Annotated in this window: 16 protein-coding genes; 5 read left to right on the top strand and 11 right to left on the bottom strand. The window is 56.9% G+C overall.

Annotated elements, in window-relative coordinates; genetic code table 11:
- The first annotated feature begins 25 nt into the window (after positions 1-25).
- Together BVU99_RS13660 and BVU99_RS13655 are read left to right on the top strand one after the other, a co-directional pair.
- Positions 26-238 carry a YccJ family protein gene (locus tag BVU99_RS13660; RefSeq protein WP_004927694.1) on the top strand — a complete coding sequence of 71 codons (213 nt, stop codon included), beginning with the start codon at positions 26-28 and terminating at the stop codon, positions 236-238.
- 447 nt (positions 239-685) lie between these two features.
- Positions 686-1072 (top strand): helix-turn-helix domain-containing protein, encoded by a 387-nt coding sequence (locus BVU99_RS13655; protein ID WP_004927697.1) that lies wholly within the window; start codon positions 686-688, stop codon positions 1070-1072.
- A 21-nt stretch (positions 1073-1093) separates the two neighbouring features.
- Here BVU99_RS13655 and BVU99_RS13650 read toward each other — a convergent pair whose 3' ends face one another.
- The 5 genes from BVU99_RS13650 to lysM form a co-directional block, all read right to left on the bottom strand.
- Positions 1094-1447, bottom strand: a complete 354-nt coding sequence (locus tag BVU99_RS13650) for a DUF1304 domain-containing protein (protein ID WP_025303172.1) — start codon at positions 1445-1447, stop codon at positions 1094-1096.
- A 427-nt stretch (positions 1448-1874) separates the two neighbouring features.
- Positions 1875-2816: a pirin family protein gene (locus tag BVU99_RS13645; RefSeq protein WP_025303173.1), complete on the bottom strand. Its 942-nt coding sequence runs from the start codon at positions 2814-2816 to the stop codon at positions 1875-1877.
- A 101-nt stretch (positions 2817-2917) separates the two neighbouring features.
- Positions 2918-3082: a hypothetical protein gene (locus BVU99_RS25125; protein ID WP_165698101.1), complete on the bottom strand. Its 165-nt coding sequence runs from the start codon at positions 3080-3082 to the stop codon at positions 2918-2920.
- Between the two features lie 23 nt (positions 3083-3105).
- Positions 3106-3261: a hypothetical protein gene (locus BVU99_RS25120; protein ID WP_016927390.1), complete on the bottom strand. Its 156-nt coding sequence runs from the start codon at positions 3259-3261 to the stop codon at positions 3106-3108.
- Positions 3262-3526: 265 nt separating this feature from the next.
- Positions 3527-3973, bottom strand: coding sequence for a peptidoglycan-binding protein LysM (gene lysM, locus BVU99_RS13640; RefSeq protein WP_025303174.1), 447 nt, complete (start codon positions 3971-3973; stop codon positions 3527-3529).
- A gap of 228 nt (positions 3974-4201) precedes the next feature.
- Between lysM and BVU99_RS13635 the strand changes: the two genes are divergently transcribed.
- Both BVU99_RS13635 and BVU99_RS13630 read left to right on the top strand, forming a co-directional pair.
- On the top strand, positions 4202-4393 hold the full coding sequence (locus BVU99_RS13635; RefSeq protein ID WP_004934567.1) for a YebW family protein: 192 nt from the start codon (positions 4202-4204) through the stop codon (positions 4391-4393).
- A gap of 123 nt (positions 4394-4516) precedes the next feature.
- Positions 4517-4741 (top strand): biofilm development regulator YmgB/AriR family protein, encoded by a 225-nt coding sequence (locus BVU99_RS13630; RefSeq protein WP_016927388.1) that lies wholly within the window; start codon positions 4517-4519, stop codon positions 4739-4741.
- A 242-nt stretch (positions 4742-4983) separates the two neighbouring features.
- Here the strand turns inward: BVU99_RS13630 and BVU99_RS13620 are convergent, their stop codons facing one another.
- The 6 genes from BVU99_RS13620 to BVU99_RS13595 all read right to left on the bottom strand — a co-directional run bounded on the left by BVU99_RS13620 (position 4984) and on the right by BVU99_RS13595 (position 12794).
- Entirely contained in the window at positions 4984-6066 is a 1083-nt protein-coding gene (locus tag BVU99_RS13620; protein WP_025303175.1) for a porin, read from the bottom strand.
- Between the two features lie 567 nt (positions 6067-6633).
- On the bottom strand, positions 6634-7617 hold the full coding sequence (gene astE, locus BVU99_RS13615; protein WP_043143868.1) for a succinylglutamate desuccinylase: 984 nt from the start codon (positions 7615-7617) through the stop codon (positions 6634-6636).
- Positions 7618-7627: 10 nt separating this feature from the next.
- Positions 7628-8968 carry an N-succinylarginine dihydrolase gene (gene astB / locus BVU99_RS13610; RefSeq protein WP_049295797.1) on the bottom strand — a complete coding sequence of 447 codons (1341 nt, stop codon included), beginning with the start codon at positions 8966-8968 and terminating at the stop codon, positions 7628-7630.
- A 52-nt stretch (positions 8969-9020) separates the two neighbouring features.
- Entirely contained in the window at positions 9021-10493 is a 1473-nt protein-coding gene (astD, locus tag BVU99_RS13605; RefSeq protein ID WP_089196532.1) for a succinylglutamate-semialdehyde dehydrogenase, read from the bottom strand.
- Positions 10493-11527: an arginine N-succinyltransferase gene (astA, locus tag BVU99_RS13600; protein ID WP_049204091.1), complete on the bottom strand. Its 1035-nt coding sequence runs from the start codon at positions 11525-11527 to the stop codon at positions 10493-10495. Before astA ends, astD begins: the two co-directional genes overlap by 1 nt.
- A 52-nt stretch (positions 11528-11579) precedes the next feature.
- A complete protein-coding gene (locus BVU99_RS13595; RefSeq protein WP_025303180.1) occupies positions 11580-12794 on the bottom strand; it encodes an aspartate aminotransferase family protein in 1215 nt (404 codons plus the stop codon).
- Positions 12795-13470: 676 nt separating this feature from the next.
- On the opposite strand from BVU99_RS13595, the gene BVU99_RS13590 reads away from it, so the two are divergent.
- Positions 13471-14445 carry an alpha/beta hydrolase gene (locus BVU99_RS13590; RefSeq protein WP_043143872.1) on the top strand — a complete coding sequence of 325 codons (975 nt, stop codon included), beginning with the start codon at positions 13471-13473 and terminating at the stop codon, positions 14443-14445.
- The last annotated feature ends 2 nt before the right edge of the window (positions 14446-14447 follow it).

Below are 14447 nucleotides of genomic sequence, written 5' to 3'. Positions count from 1 at the left end.
AAGCCACAACCAACAGGAGAAAGTTATGGCGAATCACAATGTGAAATCCTGGGCGACAGTGCGTGAAACTTCGGTGGAAATCGCCGAAGCCATTTTTGAGCTGGCAGGGAACGACGAAGTGTTGGCGCAGAAAATCTGGGAAGAAGGCAGCGATGAAGCACTGGAGAAGGCCTTTGCCAAAACCACCGCCGACCAGCTTTATTGGGGAGAGGAAACCGTCGAGCGGAAAAACGTTTGAGCGCCCGCGCAACAAAAAGCCCGGGTTTCTGACCCAGGCTTTCCCGATTAGCGAACGCCCCGCTCAGCGGCGTGCAATGTCTCTTGCTCTCACGGCTCTTCACCTCCCACACTTTCCGCATTTTTCATGCTCATCACCGGCATCGCCATAAAAGCGCCGACGCCCACGATTACAACCAGAGTAATAATCACTGTCATTAACATGCGATCACCCCATCAACGTTGAGTTGTTACGGCTGACTCTGTTTTGGCGGTTACTTGCTGTGGCCTTCTTTCCGTCCCCCACCGCGGCGGCGACAGTCTCAGATTAGCCGTTTTTCCTTTCGGCTGACAAGCGGCGGTTCAACGGTTTTTCCGAATAATCCCCCCCGGTCATCGGTGGCGTTTTTGTCCACGGCGGCAAGTTGTGTATACTTCACCGCTATGTAGGTCTCACACTGACGCACTGATGATACAAGAACACCACCTCTCATTGGTCTGCGCCCTCAGCAAATGGGTCGAAACTCACCTCGGACGAGTGATCCATCTCGAAGAGTTGGCCGAGTACTCCGGCTACTCGCTGTGGCACATGCAGAAGCTGTTCAAAGAAGCGACAGGGATTTCGCTCGGCAAATACATTCGCGAACGCCGTCTGGCCGGCGCGGTCTATCAACTGCGCAGCAGTGAAGCGTCGATCTTCGATATCGCCCTGGACTTTGGCTTCGGTTCACAGTCCCACTTCACCTACATGTTCAGAAAGCGTTTTAATATCACGCCCTATGATTTTCGCCAGGATTTGAGCGTCGATCTGCACATCGATCCGCCGCTGCACGTCATTCATCAAAAATCCGCCTGAAGCCCGCCGTAAACCGGCGGGTTAACGCGTTCCCCAGACCGCCAGTATCGCGATCGCGGCCGGCAGAGCCTGCACCCAGAGAATTTTACGGCTGGCGCTCAGGCCGCCGAATACGCCGGCCGCCAGCACACACCCGAGAAAAAACAGCTGCAGCGCCATATCCTCACGCCAGTAGCTCCATGCCAACCCCAACGCCAGAAAGCCGTTGTACAACCCCTGATTGGCGGCCAACACCCGCGTGGCTGCAGCGAACTCCGCCGTCGTGCCAAATGCGCGTCTGCCGAGTGGCGTACGCCACAGGAACATTTCCAACACCAGGATATAAAGATGGAGCGCTGCGATGAGCAGCAACAAAATATCGGCAAAGAGCTTCATGATGATCCCTGTCGTTTATTGAAGATGTCGTCAATTATAAACGCCGCCTCTCACCTCCCCATCGATAGAGATAAAAAAACCCGCCGAAGCGGGTTTATGCAGGAGTCATTTTTTGAGGTTAGTTTAATACGGCGACCAACAATGCCGCGACAGAGACCCAAAACAACGCCGTGGCAACCACGACATGGGACAGTCTTGCACGATAGAGTACCTGGCTCATAATGACCTCACTGACATCTGACTAACGGGAGACAACCTGACTTCCTGAGGATTATCCTAAACTTCTTCTCGTTGTCATTATATGCGCCAGATCACTTTTCCGCCGAGAAACCTTATATTGTCCTAAAGCTGGAGCCGCGATCACATTAATTACGTCTTATTAGAGCGAAATAAGCCGAATAACCGCGGCGATTATATCCTAACGCTATCAAACATCGCTCCAGGGCAGGCGTGGCGCGGTCATGCGCTCACCAGAATAACCGTCAACCGCCGGGAAACGCGGCGCCTCTTGCTCCCAATCATGCTGAGCCTGAGTAATTTCAGCTTTGGTATGGCCAACGAAATTCCACCAGATAAGGATCTCTTCGTTTAGTGGCACTCCACCGATTAATAATCCCCGGCTGCCCTTCCGTGCATTTAACCCAATAGAGTTATTCTTCATGCCCAAATAGGCAAACTCATCAGGTGAAAAAGTTTCACCATTAAGTTCAAATGCACCAATAAGGGGCAAAAAGCCGATTTCATAATCATCGCGCAGCGGCAATTCTATCCTCGCCGCTTCCTGCCACTCCATATCAATGGCAATTAGTGGCGAGAAAGTAAACACCGGTGAACGATAAGCGCCAAATTCCCCGACCAACAAACGGTGATTCACGCCGTTATTCTGCCATTGTGGCAAGTCCGGATAGTGATCGAAACGTGGCGCCATGTCGGCATGTTCGGCCGGCAGCGCGATCCATAATTGTGCGGCATGCAATCGCCGCTGCTCGCCCACCGACTGTTCCGTATGCGCAATGCCACGCCCTGCGGTCATCAGATTAACCTGCCCTGGGCGAATCACTTGCTCACTGCCGAGGCTGTCACGGTGCAGCACTTCACCCTCTATCATCCAGGTGAACGTTTGCAGCCCGATGTGCGGATGCGGCCCCACATCCATGCCGGGCGAGGTGCCGTTGAATACCGTCGGTCCAGCGTGATCGAGAAAACACCAGGCGCCGACGGTGCGCCGCTCCCGAGTTGGCAACGCACGATTGATCGGGATACCTCCCACTTCGGCATTACGCACGGCAATACGTTGTATCTGGCGCACGCCGTCAACGACAGGGCATTCGCGTGAAGATGAAGAGAGCGTAGGACGTGACTGACTCATCGCAAAGACCTCCTGAATGGCGCCGATTCGCCAAGGGTACCCCCAATCTTAACACAGGGTAGCCCCCACAGAGCGGCGACGCTCAGGCGCTTTCGCGCGGTTCAGGGCGCTTTGATATAGCAGCTCTTGATGTCTAGATCGTCATGCGCGTGCCTGAGATCGGAGAAATAGGTCACGCCAAAGAGAATTGATACCACCAGCAGCACGGACACCAACAGGCCGATGATCGCCAGCAGTTTGGTTTCATCATGGAGATTAGGCTCCATTTTATCTCCCCTAGTTAATCGCGTCAGGTCACCCACAGCGTGACCGCCAGCGTAAAGATAATCAGTGAGCAGGACGCCACCGCCAACACGACGATCGCAAATTGCGCATCACCCAAGGTTTCTCGATAATTTTTATCCGTTGAGGCGTTACGCTGTTGTTTCACTAAATCGGTTTTCACTCGTTCAACTGCTGCATTGCTGTTTGACGGGGCAAAATATCCCCTCAGAATAAGGCACGCACGTTGGCGCCTTGGTCGTTCCGGCCTCAACCGGGAGATGACGCTATCAATTTTCCCCATCAGGGTCAACACCGCCCCTGCCGGCGAGCGAGCAGGGACACAGGGGAGATGTAACTGGCATGGAGATCGCAGGGAAATAAGAGACGCCTATTGCAGAGGACAAAAAAAAGCCCGGTACGCAACCGGGCTATGGCAGACCTACGCGTTATTGCGGGATACGCAATACCTGCCCCGGATAAATCTTGTCCGGGCTCGACAGCATCGGCTTGTTGGCTTCAAAAATCTTGTTGTACAGATTGGCGTTGCCGTACATCTCTTTAGAGATCGCGCTCAGCGTATCGCCCTTCTTCACGGTATAGAAGCGGCTCTCGGCGTCGGGTTGCGTCACCGCCACCTTGTCTTCCACCCCGCTGATACCCGCCACGTTGCCGATAGCCACCAGGATCTTCTCTTTTAACTCCTGGCTGACGGCATCGCCGGTCACTACGGCTTTACCATCGACCACCTGCACATCGACTTTGTCGGTGCCCGGCAAGCCGCTCTTATCGAGATGCTCCTTGAGTTTGGCGCCTTGATCTTCGGCGGAGGCATTGCCGGTGACTGTGTCCCACAGTTTTTCTCCCGCTTCTTTGACGAAGTTAAACAAGCCCATATTCACTCCTTTTGATGGTTGCATTAATGCGTTTAAGTAAGGCTTGTTAAGCTTAGCATCGTCAAAAGGATATGCCATCCGCTCACGGCGCCAGAAACGGGTAGAGTATTCCGAAAGTGTCGTCAGCGGCGTTTCAACGGTGATTAATTGCGCAATGATGCTGAAAAATCGTGCTTTTTTACCTACACTGTTGCAGACAAGGCAACTCGACGAAGGAGGCGTGCAACGATGTACGCATTGGTGATGTTTGTCTGTTATCTGGATGGTGGCTGCAGTGAAATGGTGGTCGACATATTGCGCGACGAGCCACAATGCCTGGTCGCGATGAAGGAACAGAACTTGCGACACGCCGGTTGTTATCCCATGGAAGAGTTCATTGACGGCTTCTGGTTGCCAGCCAGCGAATATTCGGATTTTTAATTCCCTCCCCGCGCGATGCTGAGGAATTTCTGATTTCATCAGAAACTTCGCCTTCCTCCGAGGCATAAGGCCGCTGTTTTGCTAAATTGCGGCTCCCGAAGAAGAGAGAGACAGAGAAAGGTCATGCCAGCATCAGCTCATTCCAACGAGCAATATGAAACTCTGCTGCGCGACGTCAGCCTGGCGTTAGGCGACGCAGTGTTGCAGTTAATCAAAAACCATAAAAAAGTATCCGGCGGCAATATTCTTTCACAGCTGGTGACCGAAATAGAGCGGGAGCAGGATCAGCAACGTTTCGCCGCGCTGCGTTCCGCCATTGAGCTGGTCGGGTTGGCACCCAAAGGCTGAGTTCCCGATAAAACAAAGGCAGGGCTTGCGCCCTGCCTGAGGTTAATGACAAACCTGATGACATTACCAGGTTTACCGAAGACAACCTTTAAAATAAGGAAAATCAATTCATTGATTTTCGACTGCTCACCACAAAGGAGGAAAAACCACGCTTTTTCCTCCTTTGTCAGCAAGCTAAGGCAGGGCTTACGCCCTGCCTGATTACCACTCCCGACACAGGATGAAGGTAATGAAATTGCCGCTTAGAAGCGATACGTCAAGCTGACGGCAACGATATCATCGTTGGCCAGTTTCAGTTTGTTATTGTCGCTCAGCTGGTTGATTTGATAATCAACGTAGGTGTACATATTTTTGTTGAAGTAGTAAGTCGCCCCCACTTCCACATATTTCACCAGGTCGGCATCACCGATCCCTTCGATATCCTTGCCTTTGGACTGCACGTAGCCCAAGGAAGGACGCAGGCCGTTTTCGAATTGATACTGGGCCACCACTTCGAAGTTTTGCGTTTTATTGGCGAAGCCGGAGGTGCCATTGACGCTGATCGGCGTCATGTTACGGGTTTCGGCATACATCGCGGCCAGGTAAACCTGGTTGGCGTCGTATTTCACTGCGGTGGTCCATGCAGTGGCGCTGTCGCCCTTACCATACTGCAGCTCTTTTTGCTTGCTGGTGCGGTTAGAATCAGAGAACGCCGCCGCTACGCCGATGCCGGAACCGCCGATGTCCTGGTAGTCCAGGGACAGGCCGTAACCGTCGCCGTTTTGCTTGGTCACGCTGCGACCGTCGCCGTCGTTTTTACCCTGATACTGCACCGCCAGATTCAGGCCTTCCACCAAACCGAAGAAATCACGGTTACGGTAGGTAGCCAAACCGTTGGAACGGGCGGTCATAAAGTTATCGGTATAGCTGTAGGAGTCGCCGCCGAATTCTGGCAGCATGTCGGTGTAAGCCTCGGCGTCATACACCACACCGTAGTTACGGCCGTAGTCGAAAGAACCGTAGTTGCCGAATTTCAGCCCCGCGAAGCCCAGACGCGTTTTGGTGCCGGCGGTGCCCTGCGCTTCGTCGTGATTGGCCTGGACGTTGTATTCCCACTGACCGTAACCGGTCAACTGGTCATTGATTTGCGTTTCGCCTTTGAAGCCCAGGCGAACATAGGTCATATCGCCGTCATTGGACTTACTGTCGCTGAAATAATGCTTGGCGTTAACGCGGCCGTACAGGTCGAGTTTATTACCATCCTTATTGTAGATTTCAGCCGCGTTGGCGAAGGAGGTGATCGCCCCGAGGGCGACAGCTAAGGCTAATACACTGCGTTTCATCATTTATTTTCCTAGATATTATAATTAGAACCCTGCCCGTCACGCCCAATTTATAGTTTGGGCTGTGATTTTATCTTTTGGTATTTTATGAGCCCCCCTAATGTGGGGTGATGTGACATTAGCATCATGAATCAAAACTTAAAATCAAAAAGTTCATGAAACAACGAGGAGAAAGCATGTTTATTTGTAACTAAATATTTCCAATAAGAAAGCATATAACTTATTGAATATAAGAATTTTTTATCACATAACTTATAACCAAAATGGTGCATCGCACTCTTTTGGTGCATTTTGGTTTCGTTTTGCGTGCTTTCTGCGCGATTCAAAAGTAACAACAAAATTAGCATGGTTATTAAAAACGTTACTTATTTCACATTTTTATCTTAACAATCTCACCAGGCAATTAAGGCTTTCAGATAACGACCTGATACCTCCTTTTATTCACGCGTATAAAAGGAGGCATTAGGAACGAATAAAATTCGCCTTAGGGCAATTAAAATAGCGGGAAATAGCAGAGCAAAATAATGAACGGAATAACGGCGGCGCGCTGACGGCGCCGCCGAGGATAAATCAATAGAGCGTAGAACGGGAAACTTCGCTCAACAGCATGCCAGCGCGCAGGCCCAGCGCCACAGTGGGGTTAGGGAACAGTATCCACGCGCCCTCTTGGCCAACGCGATAGTCCTCCTGCGGCTGCTCGCACAGCAACATCCCCGGTTTCAACTCGGTGAAGTTGGCCGTGTCATCATCCAGGTGCAGCTTGAAATCCTCGCTGTGTTTGATCAACGAATGCATCACACGGAATACCCGGATCGCCTCGCCCTCGCGCTCCGGCAACGGCCCCTCGCTGACCGCCGCCCGCAAAGCGCGATCGATGGCAGCAAACTGCTGTAGATCGTTGCTGCCAAACGGTCGCGCCTTGCCCAGCTCGAGCGTACAGCTCGCCGCATTGAGATGCTCGCTGGAATAGTGGCTAAACGTCCCGCCTGGTGCGCTGTGCACCACCAGCGCATCCAAATCGGCGGCATCCAGCAGCTTCAGCATCGGCTCACTGTACGGGCGTTTCTGGAAAGGCAGAATGCCGAAACGTGGCAACCGCGATTCACGGATGGCAGTGTGCAGATCGTAATGGAAACGCGCCGCCAGTTCCCCATCGAAAAAGGCGGCGAGCGCACGCTCCAACTGCTGCGCACGCACGGTCTCGCCGCTGGCGGCGAAGTTGCGGTAGCGGCCGCCGAACATGCGGTTCATGTCGCTGTGCAGATAACGCTTGCCGGCCCGCATCGCCGCCGGGTTGCCCAGCACCACCAACAGCCGCACCGTCAGCGGCAACCGGCCGATCAGCAGATCGCCAACCAGCTGATTGAGCAGTTCAATCGGCGCGGTTTCGTTGCCGTGCACGCCCGCCGACATGACCATCGCCTGGCGGTAAGGCTGCCGCGGCATAAGCTCCAGCACGCCTTCCCCCTGCCAACGCCAGCGCAGCTGCGGCGTTTCACCTTGCCATTCGACGGGTTCGTTCCCTTCCAGCGTCAGGGGCAGTAGATCGATCATGCCGCCTCCCTTAGCGTTGGAACGGATAAATGGCGCCGAGACCGAGGATCGACGTCAGCGAATCCAGCGCCTCACGCCCTTCGCGCAGCAGCAGCGGATCGGCCAGGTCATCCTGCGTCAGGCGATCGCGGTAATGGCGATCCACCCACTCGTTCAGCGTCGCGAACAGCCGCTCGTTCATCATCACGCGTGGATTCACCGCCCGCAGCTCCTGCTCGTTGAGCGCCACCCGCAACCGCAGGCAGGCCGGGCCGCCGCCGTTGCGCATGCTTTCGCGCAGGTCAAACACGCGAATTTCATCGATCGGGCCGCCGCTGCCGACCATGTCGTTCAGATAACGCCACACGCCGGCATGTTGGCGCGACTCTTCTGGCACCACGATCATCATCTTGCCGTTCGGCTTGGTGAGAATTTGGCTGTTGAACAGATAGGTCGCTACCGCGTCCGCCACCGAGACGCGCTCTGTCGGCACCTCGATTGCCACCAGCTCGCTGTCCAGCGTCGCCATCTTGCGGCGCAAGTCATCCAACGCCTGTTGCTGGCGGTAAAACGCCTGCTGGTGGTGGAACAGCACGTTCTGGTTACTGACCGCTATCACGTCGTTATGGAATACGCCCTGATCGATCACCGCTGGGTTTTGCTGTACGAAGACCGTATGCTGCTCGTCCAGTTGGTGCAGGCGAGCGATTGCCTCGCTGGCTTCGCGCGTTTGGCGCGCCGGATAACGCGTCGGCGCCGTTTCGCCACCGAATTCCTGACGACCGTAGACGAACATCTGCACGCTGCGCTTGGCGTAGTCGCCGCCCAGACGGTTATGGTTGGCCGCCCCTTCGTCGCCGAATAACGCCACCTGCGGCAGCGCCTCGTGGTGGGCAAAATGCCGATCGTCGCTGAACATCGCCCGCAATACGGCGGTGGTGGTTTCCGCCTCGATGGCGCGGTGGAATTTATTGTTCAGGTTGGCGGCAGTGAAGTGCACCTTGCCGTCGGCGCTGTCCGCCGAGGGCGACACGGTGGCCGCATTGGCGGTCCACATGCAAGACGCCGAGCTGAGCGCCGACAGCAAACGCGGTGATTGACGCATCACCTGCGCCAGCACCGTCTCATCGCTGCCGCTGAAGCCCAGGCGACGCAGCATCGGCAGATGCGGCCGCTCCTGCGGCGGCAATACCCCTTGCTGGAAACCGAGATCGGCCAGCGCCTTCATTTTCAGCAGACCTTGCTTCGCCGCCAGCTTCGGGTTCGATACGCTGTTTTGATGCTGCGTAGAGGCCTCGTTACCGAACGACAGCCCGGCATAGTGGTGCGTCGGCCCCACCAAACCGTCGAAATTGACTTCATATCCTGACATGGCTATCCCCTGGGGATGGCCTGCGGCAGCGCCATCGCGCCGCCGCAGACGATTAACGGAACGACAAGCCCGGCGAGAGCGTCGCCGGCAGCGACAGGCTTTCGCTTTCCAGCGACGCCATCGGCCAGGCGCAATAGTCCGCCGCATAGAAGGCGCTTGGGCGATGGTTGCCGGAGGCTCCCACGCCACCGAACGGCGCCGCGCTGGACGCTCCGGTCAGCGGCTTGTTCCAGTTGACGATGCCGGCACGCGCTTCCAATAGCAACCGCTCGAACAGCTCACGCTGCGGCGATACCAGCCCCACCGACAGGCCGTAGCGCGTCCGGTTGGCCAGCTGCAGCGCCTCGTCGAAATCGCGGTAACGCACAATCGTGGTCAACGGCCCGAAGTACTCTTCGTCCGGTACGCCGGCCACGCCGGTCAGCTCGATGATGCCCGGGCTGAGCAGCGAACTGCCCGGCTCCAGCAGGCGCATGGTCAGCAGCGATTTGCCGCCCAGCGCCAGCAAGTTTTGCTGCGCTTTCAGCATGTTCTCCGCCGCGGCTGCCGACACCACCCCGCCCATGAACGGCTGCGGTTCGGCATCCCAACGGCCAACGCGCAGTTCGCCCGCGACCTGAACCAAACGCGCGATAAAGGCGTCGCCTTCCGCCCCCTGCTTCACCAAAATGCGGCGTGAACAGGTGCAGCGTTGGCCGGCGGAGATAAACGCCGATTGGATAGCCAGGTTGACCGCCGCGTCGCGATCCTCGAAGCCATCGACGATCAGCGCGTTGTTACCGCCCATCTCCAGCGCCAGGATCTTCTCCGGCTGCCCCGCCAATTGGCGATGCAGGTGATAGCCGGTGCCGGCGCTGCCGGTGAACAGCAGGCCGTCGATATCCGCACTGGCCGCCAGCGCTTCGCCGGTTTCCCGGCCGCCTTGCACCAGATTGATCACCCCGTCCGGCAGGCCGGCCTGCTGCCACAGCTTCAGGGTTTCCTCGGCGGTCAGCGGCGTCAGCTCGCTCGGTTTGAACACCACGCAGTTTCCGGCCAGCAGCGCCGGCACGATATGGCCGTTCGGCAGATGGCCGGGGAAGTTGTAAGGCCCAAACACCGCCAGCACGCCGTGCGGGCGATGACGCAGCACCGAAGCGCCGTCGGCCATCGCCGTCTGGCTAAAACCGGTGCGCGATTGGTAGGCCTGCAGCGAAATGCCCACTTTACCGATCATCGCCTGAATTTCGGTCAACGTTTCCCAACGCGGTTTACCGGTCTCACGGCTGATGGTTTCCGCCAGCGACTGTTTGTGCTCTTCCAGCAAGGCGGCGAAGCGTTTCACCAGCTGTTCGCGCTGTTCAAACGGCGTACGCGCCCAGGAGGGAAACGCGGCACGCGCGGCCTCGCAGGCGGCGGCGACGTCGTCAGTATCGGCGGCGTTAGCGCGCCACAGCGGCTGGTTGCCGACCGGATCGGCTTTGCCGAACTCGGCGCCGCGGCCCTGCCGCCAGACGCCGTTAATCAACAGAGCAGGATGGGACATCATGCTTTCTCCTGTGCAATAAGGGGGAGCACCCGCACCGGGCTGCCCTGCTCGACGCCCAGCGCCGCAGCGGTGGCGGCGTTGATATGCAGGCGGTCGTCATACAGTTCGGCATTGACCAACAGTGCGCGGTAGTTCTGATAGTTGTCGTTGGCCACCAGATGCACCGGCGCATCAGCGCGCATCGGCGTGTCATCCAGCACCACTTTCACCAGGCGGCTCTGCTTCACCGCGCGGATATGGTCGATCTCGGCTTCCAGCGTCGGGCCGCCGTCGAAGATATCGACGTAGCCCTGATAGCTCAGGCCTTCCGCCTCCAGCAACCGGCGTGCCGGCAGGGTTTGCGGATGCACTTCGCCGATCACTTTCTGCGCGTCTTCGGCCAGGAAATCGACATACAGCGGATGTTTCGGCATCAGTTCAGCGATAAACGCCTTTTGTCCGGTGCCGCTCAGGTAGTCCGCCTTGGCGAACTCGATGGAGAAGAAACGGTGGCCGACGCTCTCCCAGAACGGCGAACGGCCGTTTTCATCTGAGAAGCCGCGCATCTCGGCGATCAGACGGCGGGAGAAACGCTCGCGGAATGCGGCAATAAACAGGAAACGCACCTTCGACAGCAGTTTGCCGTTCTCACCGTGGCGATAGTCCGGATCGAGGAACAGCGTGCACAGCTCCGAATGGCCGGTATGATCGTTGCTGAGGAACAGGGTCGGTACCGATTTATAGACGTTCAGCTGTTTGGAGGCATGTACCTGCGTGCCGACGCGGAAGCTGTACCAGGGTTCTGCCAGGCCGACAGCCACTTCGATCGCGCAGACCCCCACCGCCTGCCGGCGCTCGCTATCCTCCAACACGAACAGATAACACTGGTCACTTTGCGGAAGTTCGCCTTGCCAGGTTTTTAACGCCCGCTCAATGCGTGCCGACAGGGTATCTTCATTTTGCGGCAGTGAAGTGAGACCGATGCCAGATTTACCGGCAAGCGTCAACAAATCCGCCAGATCGCGACGCTCTATAGGGCGAATAATCATCATAATGCGAACCTCTTCTGAATCAGGCTGCGCCGGTGAAGGCGCAGCCCGCTGATTAGCTGCAAATGCGCGCCACGGCACGCGCGAATCGCGCCAGCCCCTCTTTCACATCCTGCTCAGGGATGATCAGCGACGGCGTGAAACGCACCACGTCCGGACCGGCGATCAGCGCGATGACGCCTTCTTCGTTGGCCAGTTGGGTGATCTGCTTCGCTTTGCCGGCATAGTCCTTCGTCAATTGGCAGCCGATCAGCAAACCGCCGCCGCGAATGTCGGCGAAGATCGGGTACTGGCGATTGATGTCGTTCAACCCGTCGATGAACCACTGGTGACGCTGCTTGACGCCTTCCAGCACTTCCGGCGTGTTGATGATGGAGAACACTTCCCCCGCCACCGCCGTCGCCAGCGGGTTGCCGCCGTAGGTGGTGCCGTGGGTGCCGACACCCAGCGTTTTCGCCAGCGCATCGGTGGTCAGCATGGCGCCGATCGGGAAGCCGCCGCCCAGCGCTTTCGCGGTGGTCAACACGTCCGGCACCACGCCGTACTGCATATAGGCATACAGGTGGCCGGTGCGGCCGACGCCGGTCTGTACTTCGTCGAAGATCAGCAGCGCGTTATGACGATCGCACAGTTCACGCAGCCCCTGCAGGAAACTGGCTTCCGCCGGCAGCACGCCGCCTTCGCCCTGGATCGGCTCGACGATCACCGCGCAGGTGCGATCGTTGATAAGCTCGGCCGCTGCGGCCAGATCGTTATACGGCGTATGAGTGATGCCGCCCGGCAGCGGCGCAAAGTCCTGCGAATATTTTGGCTGGCCGCCGGCGGACACGGTAAACAGCGTGCGACCGTGGAACGCGTTGTTGAACGCCACAATCTGATCTTTACCGGCGCCGTGCTGATCGTGCGCATGTTTGCGTGCCAGTTTCAGCGCCGCTTCGTTAGCTTCGGCGCCCGAGTTACAGAAGAACACCTTGTCGGCGAAGGTGGCGTCGATCAGTTTTTTGGCCAGGCGCAGCACCGGTTCGTTGGTATAGCCATTGCCCAGATGCCACAGCTTGCCTGCCTGCTCCACCAGCGCCGCCTTGACCGCCGGGTGCGCATGCCCCAACGCGTTAACCGCGATGCCGCCGGCGAAATCGATATAAGACTTACCCTGCTGATCCCACACCTGCGATCCTTCGCCCCGCACCAGAATAAAATCGGCAGGGGCATAAACCGGGACCATCCAGTCATCGAAAGACTGGCGGGTAACTGCGATTGGCTGTTCCATAGTGACCTCATAATCTCAGCAAAGGCTGAATTTTGACTGTAAGGGTCGCTCAAGCCCGGTTAGGCCGCCACAATGCAAAAAAACCGTTGTTCAAAACCGACTTTCGCGGCGGAGAAAATACTGTCCCTTACCGCTGATTTAGAAACAAATCTGTTACATAAAATCGATTTTTCACTATTTATGGCGTATATCCGGTCCCTGAGCGGGGAGTAAATGTTAACGAGCAGTTAAAATACATGTCGTTTGATAAAGAGTGTAGAGCAGCTATCGTGCCAAAACGGGATTTTTGCCGGATTTTGCTATTTTTTACGTTAAAACAACGGCTTATATTGAATATTTATTCATTTTCTATGCATTGGTAATGCATAAATTAAAAAATAAGGCCTAAAATCACCATTGCGCGCGAAATCCTATTCAATTACGAAAAACTTTAGAATTTCTGATCGGGCTCGCAAAAATAATTTCACCCAATTTGCTCGCCCTCACACTTTTTGCCCCAATTGGGTGCAGCGGTGCGTCAGGATTGTGCAAGACGGCAGTGACGCGGAGATCCCACCTGCAACATCCCCAAAACACGGGCCGCGCTGACCGCCGTCAGCCTCCACTCCCGCTTTGTTTGCCAGCGGCTACACTGTGATCCTGACCGCCCCTTCTCTTCTGCGCCCAAGGAGTCACCATGCCCAAGAAAACCGTCGATCTCAGCCAGCCACACGCCCAGCACGACATCCGCGCATTTCTCGACGCGCTGAATGCCGCCGGCGGTAAACCCATGGAACAGATGAAGCCTAAAGAGGCACGCAGGGTCTTGGAGGACGCGCAACGCAGCGTCGAGGTGCCGCTGCGCGAGGTCGAGATCAGCGAAAAAACGATTCACGTAGAAGGTCAGGATATTCTGCTGCAGCTGGTGCGGCCGGCCAGGGTCAACGAGGCGCCGCCGGTATTCATGTTCTTTCACGGCGGCGGCTGGGTGCTGGGCGATTTCCCCACCCACGAGCGCCTGGTGCGCGATCTGGTTTACAGCTCCGGCGCGGCGGCGGTGTTCGTCAACTATCCCCGCTCACCGGAGGTGCGCTACCCCGAGGCGATCAACCTGGCTTACGCCGCCACCGAATGGGTGGCCGAGTACGGCGAGAAGATCAACGTCGACGGTTCACGGCTGGCGGTGGTCGGCAACAGCGCCGGCGGCAATATGGCGGCGGTGGTCAGCCTGATGGCCAAAGAGAAAGGCATACCGGCGCTGCGTTGCCAGATCCTGCTGTGGCCCGTCACCCGTGCCCAGTTTGATACCGACTCCTATCATCAGTTTGCCGAAGGCCATTTCCTGACCCGCAACATGATGAAGTGGTTTTGGGACAGCTACGCGCCCGATAAGGCGCAGCGCAAAGATATCTACGCTTCGCCGCTCAACGCCACGCCGGAACAGCTGCGGGGCTTGCCGCCGGCGCTGGTGCAGACCGCCGAGCTGGATGTGCTGCGCGATGAAGGCGAAGCTTACGCGCGTCTGCTCGATGCCGCCGGCGTCGAGGTCACCGCCACCCGCTACAACGGGCTGATCCACGACTACGGCCTGTTGAATCCGCTCGCCCACGTCCCGGCGGTGCATTCGGCGATCCACCAGGCCGGGCGCGCGTTGAAGCACTACCTATCCTGACG

This window comes from Serratia sp. OLAL2 (genome assembly GCF_002752475.1).
Taxonomy (GTDB): domain Bacteria; phylum Pseudomonadota; class Gammaproteobacteria; order Enterobacterales; family Enterobacteriaceae; genus Serratia; species Serratia bockelmannii.
This window is presented reverse-complemented; position numbering and strand designations above follow the sequence as displayed.

What these genes read in the sequence shown, in the direction of transcription:
- BVU99_RS13660 (WP_004927694.1), top strand. Translation starts at nt 26, where the DNA reads ATGGCGAATCACAATGTGAAATCCTGGGCGACAGTGCGTGAAACTTCG.
- BVU99_RS13655 (WP_004927697.1), top strand. Translation starts at nt 686, where the DNA reads ATGATACAAGAACACCACCTCTCATTGGTCTGCGCCCTCAGCAAATGG.
- BVU99_RS13650 (WP_025303172.1), bottom strand. Translation starts at nt 1,447, where the DNA reads ATGAAGCTCTTTGCCGATATTTTGTTGCTGCTCATCGCAGCGCTCCAT.
- BVU99_RS13645 (WP_025303173.1), bottom strand. Translation starts at nt 2,816, where the DNA reads ATGAGTCAGTCACGTCCTACGCTCTCTTCATCTTCACGCGAATGCCCT.
- BVU99_RS25125 (WP_165698101.1), bottom strand. Translation starts at nt 3,082, where the DNA reads ATGGAGCCTAATCTCCATGATGAAACCAAACTGCTGGCGATCATCGGC.
- lysM (WP_025303174.1), bottom strand. Translation starts at nt 3,973, where the DNA reads ATGGGCTTGTTTAACTTCGTCAAAGAAGCGGGAGAAAAACTGTGGGAC.
- BVU99_RS13635 (WP_004934567.1), top strand. Translation starts at nt 4,202, where the DNA reads ATGTACGCATTGGTGATGTTTGTCTGTTATCTGGATGGTGGCTGCAGT.
- BVU99_RS13630 (WP_016927388.1), top strand. Translation starts at nt 4,517, where the DNA reads ATGCCAGCATCAGCTCATTCCAACGAGCAATATGAAACTCTGCTGCGC.
- BVU99_RS13620 (WP_025303175.1), bottom strand. Translation starts at nt 6,066, where the DNA reads ATGATGAAACGCAGTGTATTAGCCTTAGCTGTCGCCCTCGGGGCGATC.
- astE (WP_043143868.1), bottom strand. Translation starts at nt 7,617, where the DNA reads ATGATCGATCTACTGCCCCTGACGCTGGAAGGGAACGAACCCGTCGAA.
- astB (WP_049295797.1), bottom strand. Translation starts at nt 8,968, where the DNA reads ATGTCAGGATATGAAGTCAATTTCGACGGTTTGGTGGGGCCGACGCAC.
- astD (WP_089196532.1), bottom strand. Translation starts at nt 10,493, where the DNA reads ATGTCCCATCCTGCTCTGTTGATTAACGGCGTCTGGCGGCAGGGCCGC.
- astA (WP_049204091.1), bottom strand. Translation starts at nt 11,527, where the DNA reads ATGATGATTATTCGCCCTATAGAGCGTCGCGATCTGGCGGATTTGTTG.
- BVU99_RS13595 (WP_025303180.1), bottom strand. Translation starts at nt 12,794, where the DNA reads ATGGAACAGCCAATCGCAGTTACCCGCCAGTCTTTCGATGACTGGATG.
- BVU99_RS13590 (WP_043143872.1), top strand. Translation starts at nt 13,471, where the DNA reads ATGCCCAAGAAAACCGTCGATCTCAGCCAGCCACACGCCCAGCACGAC.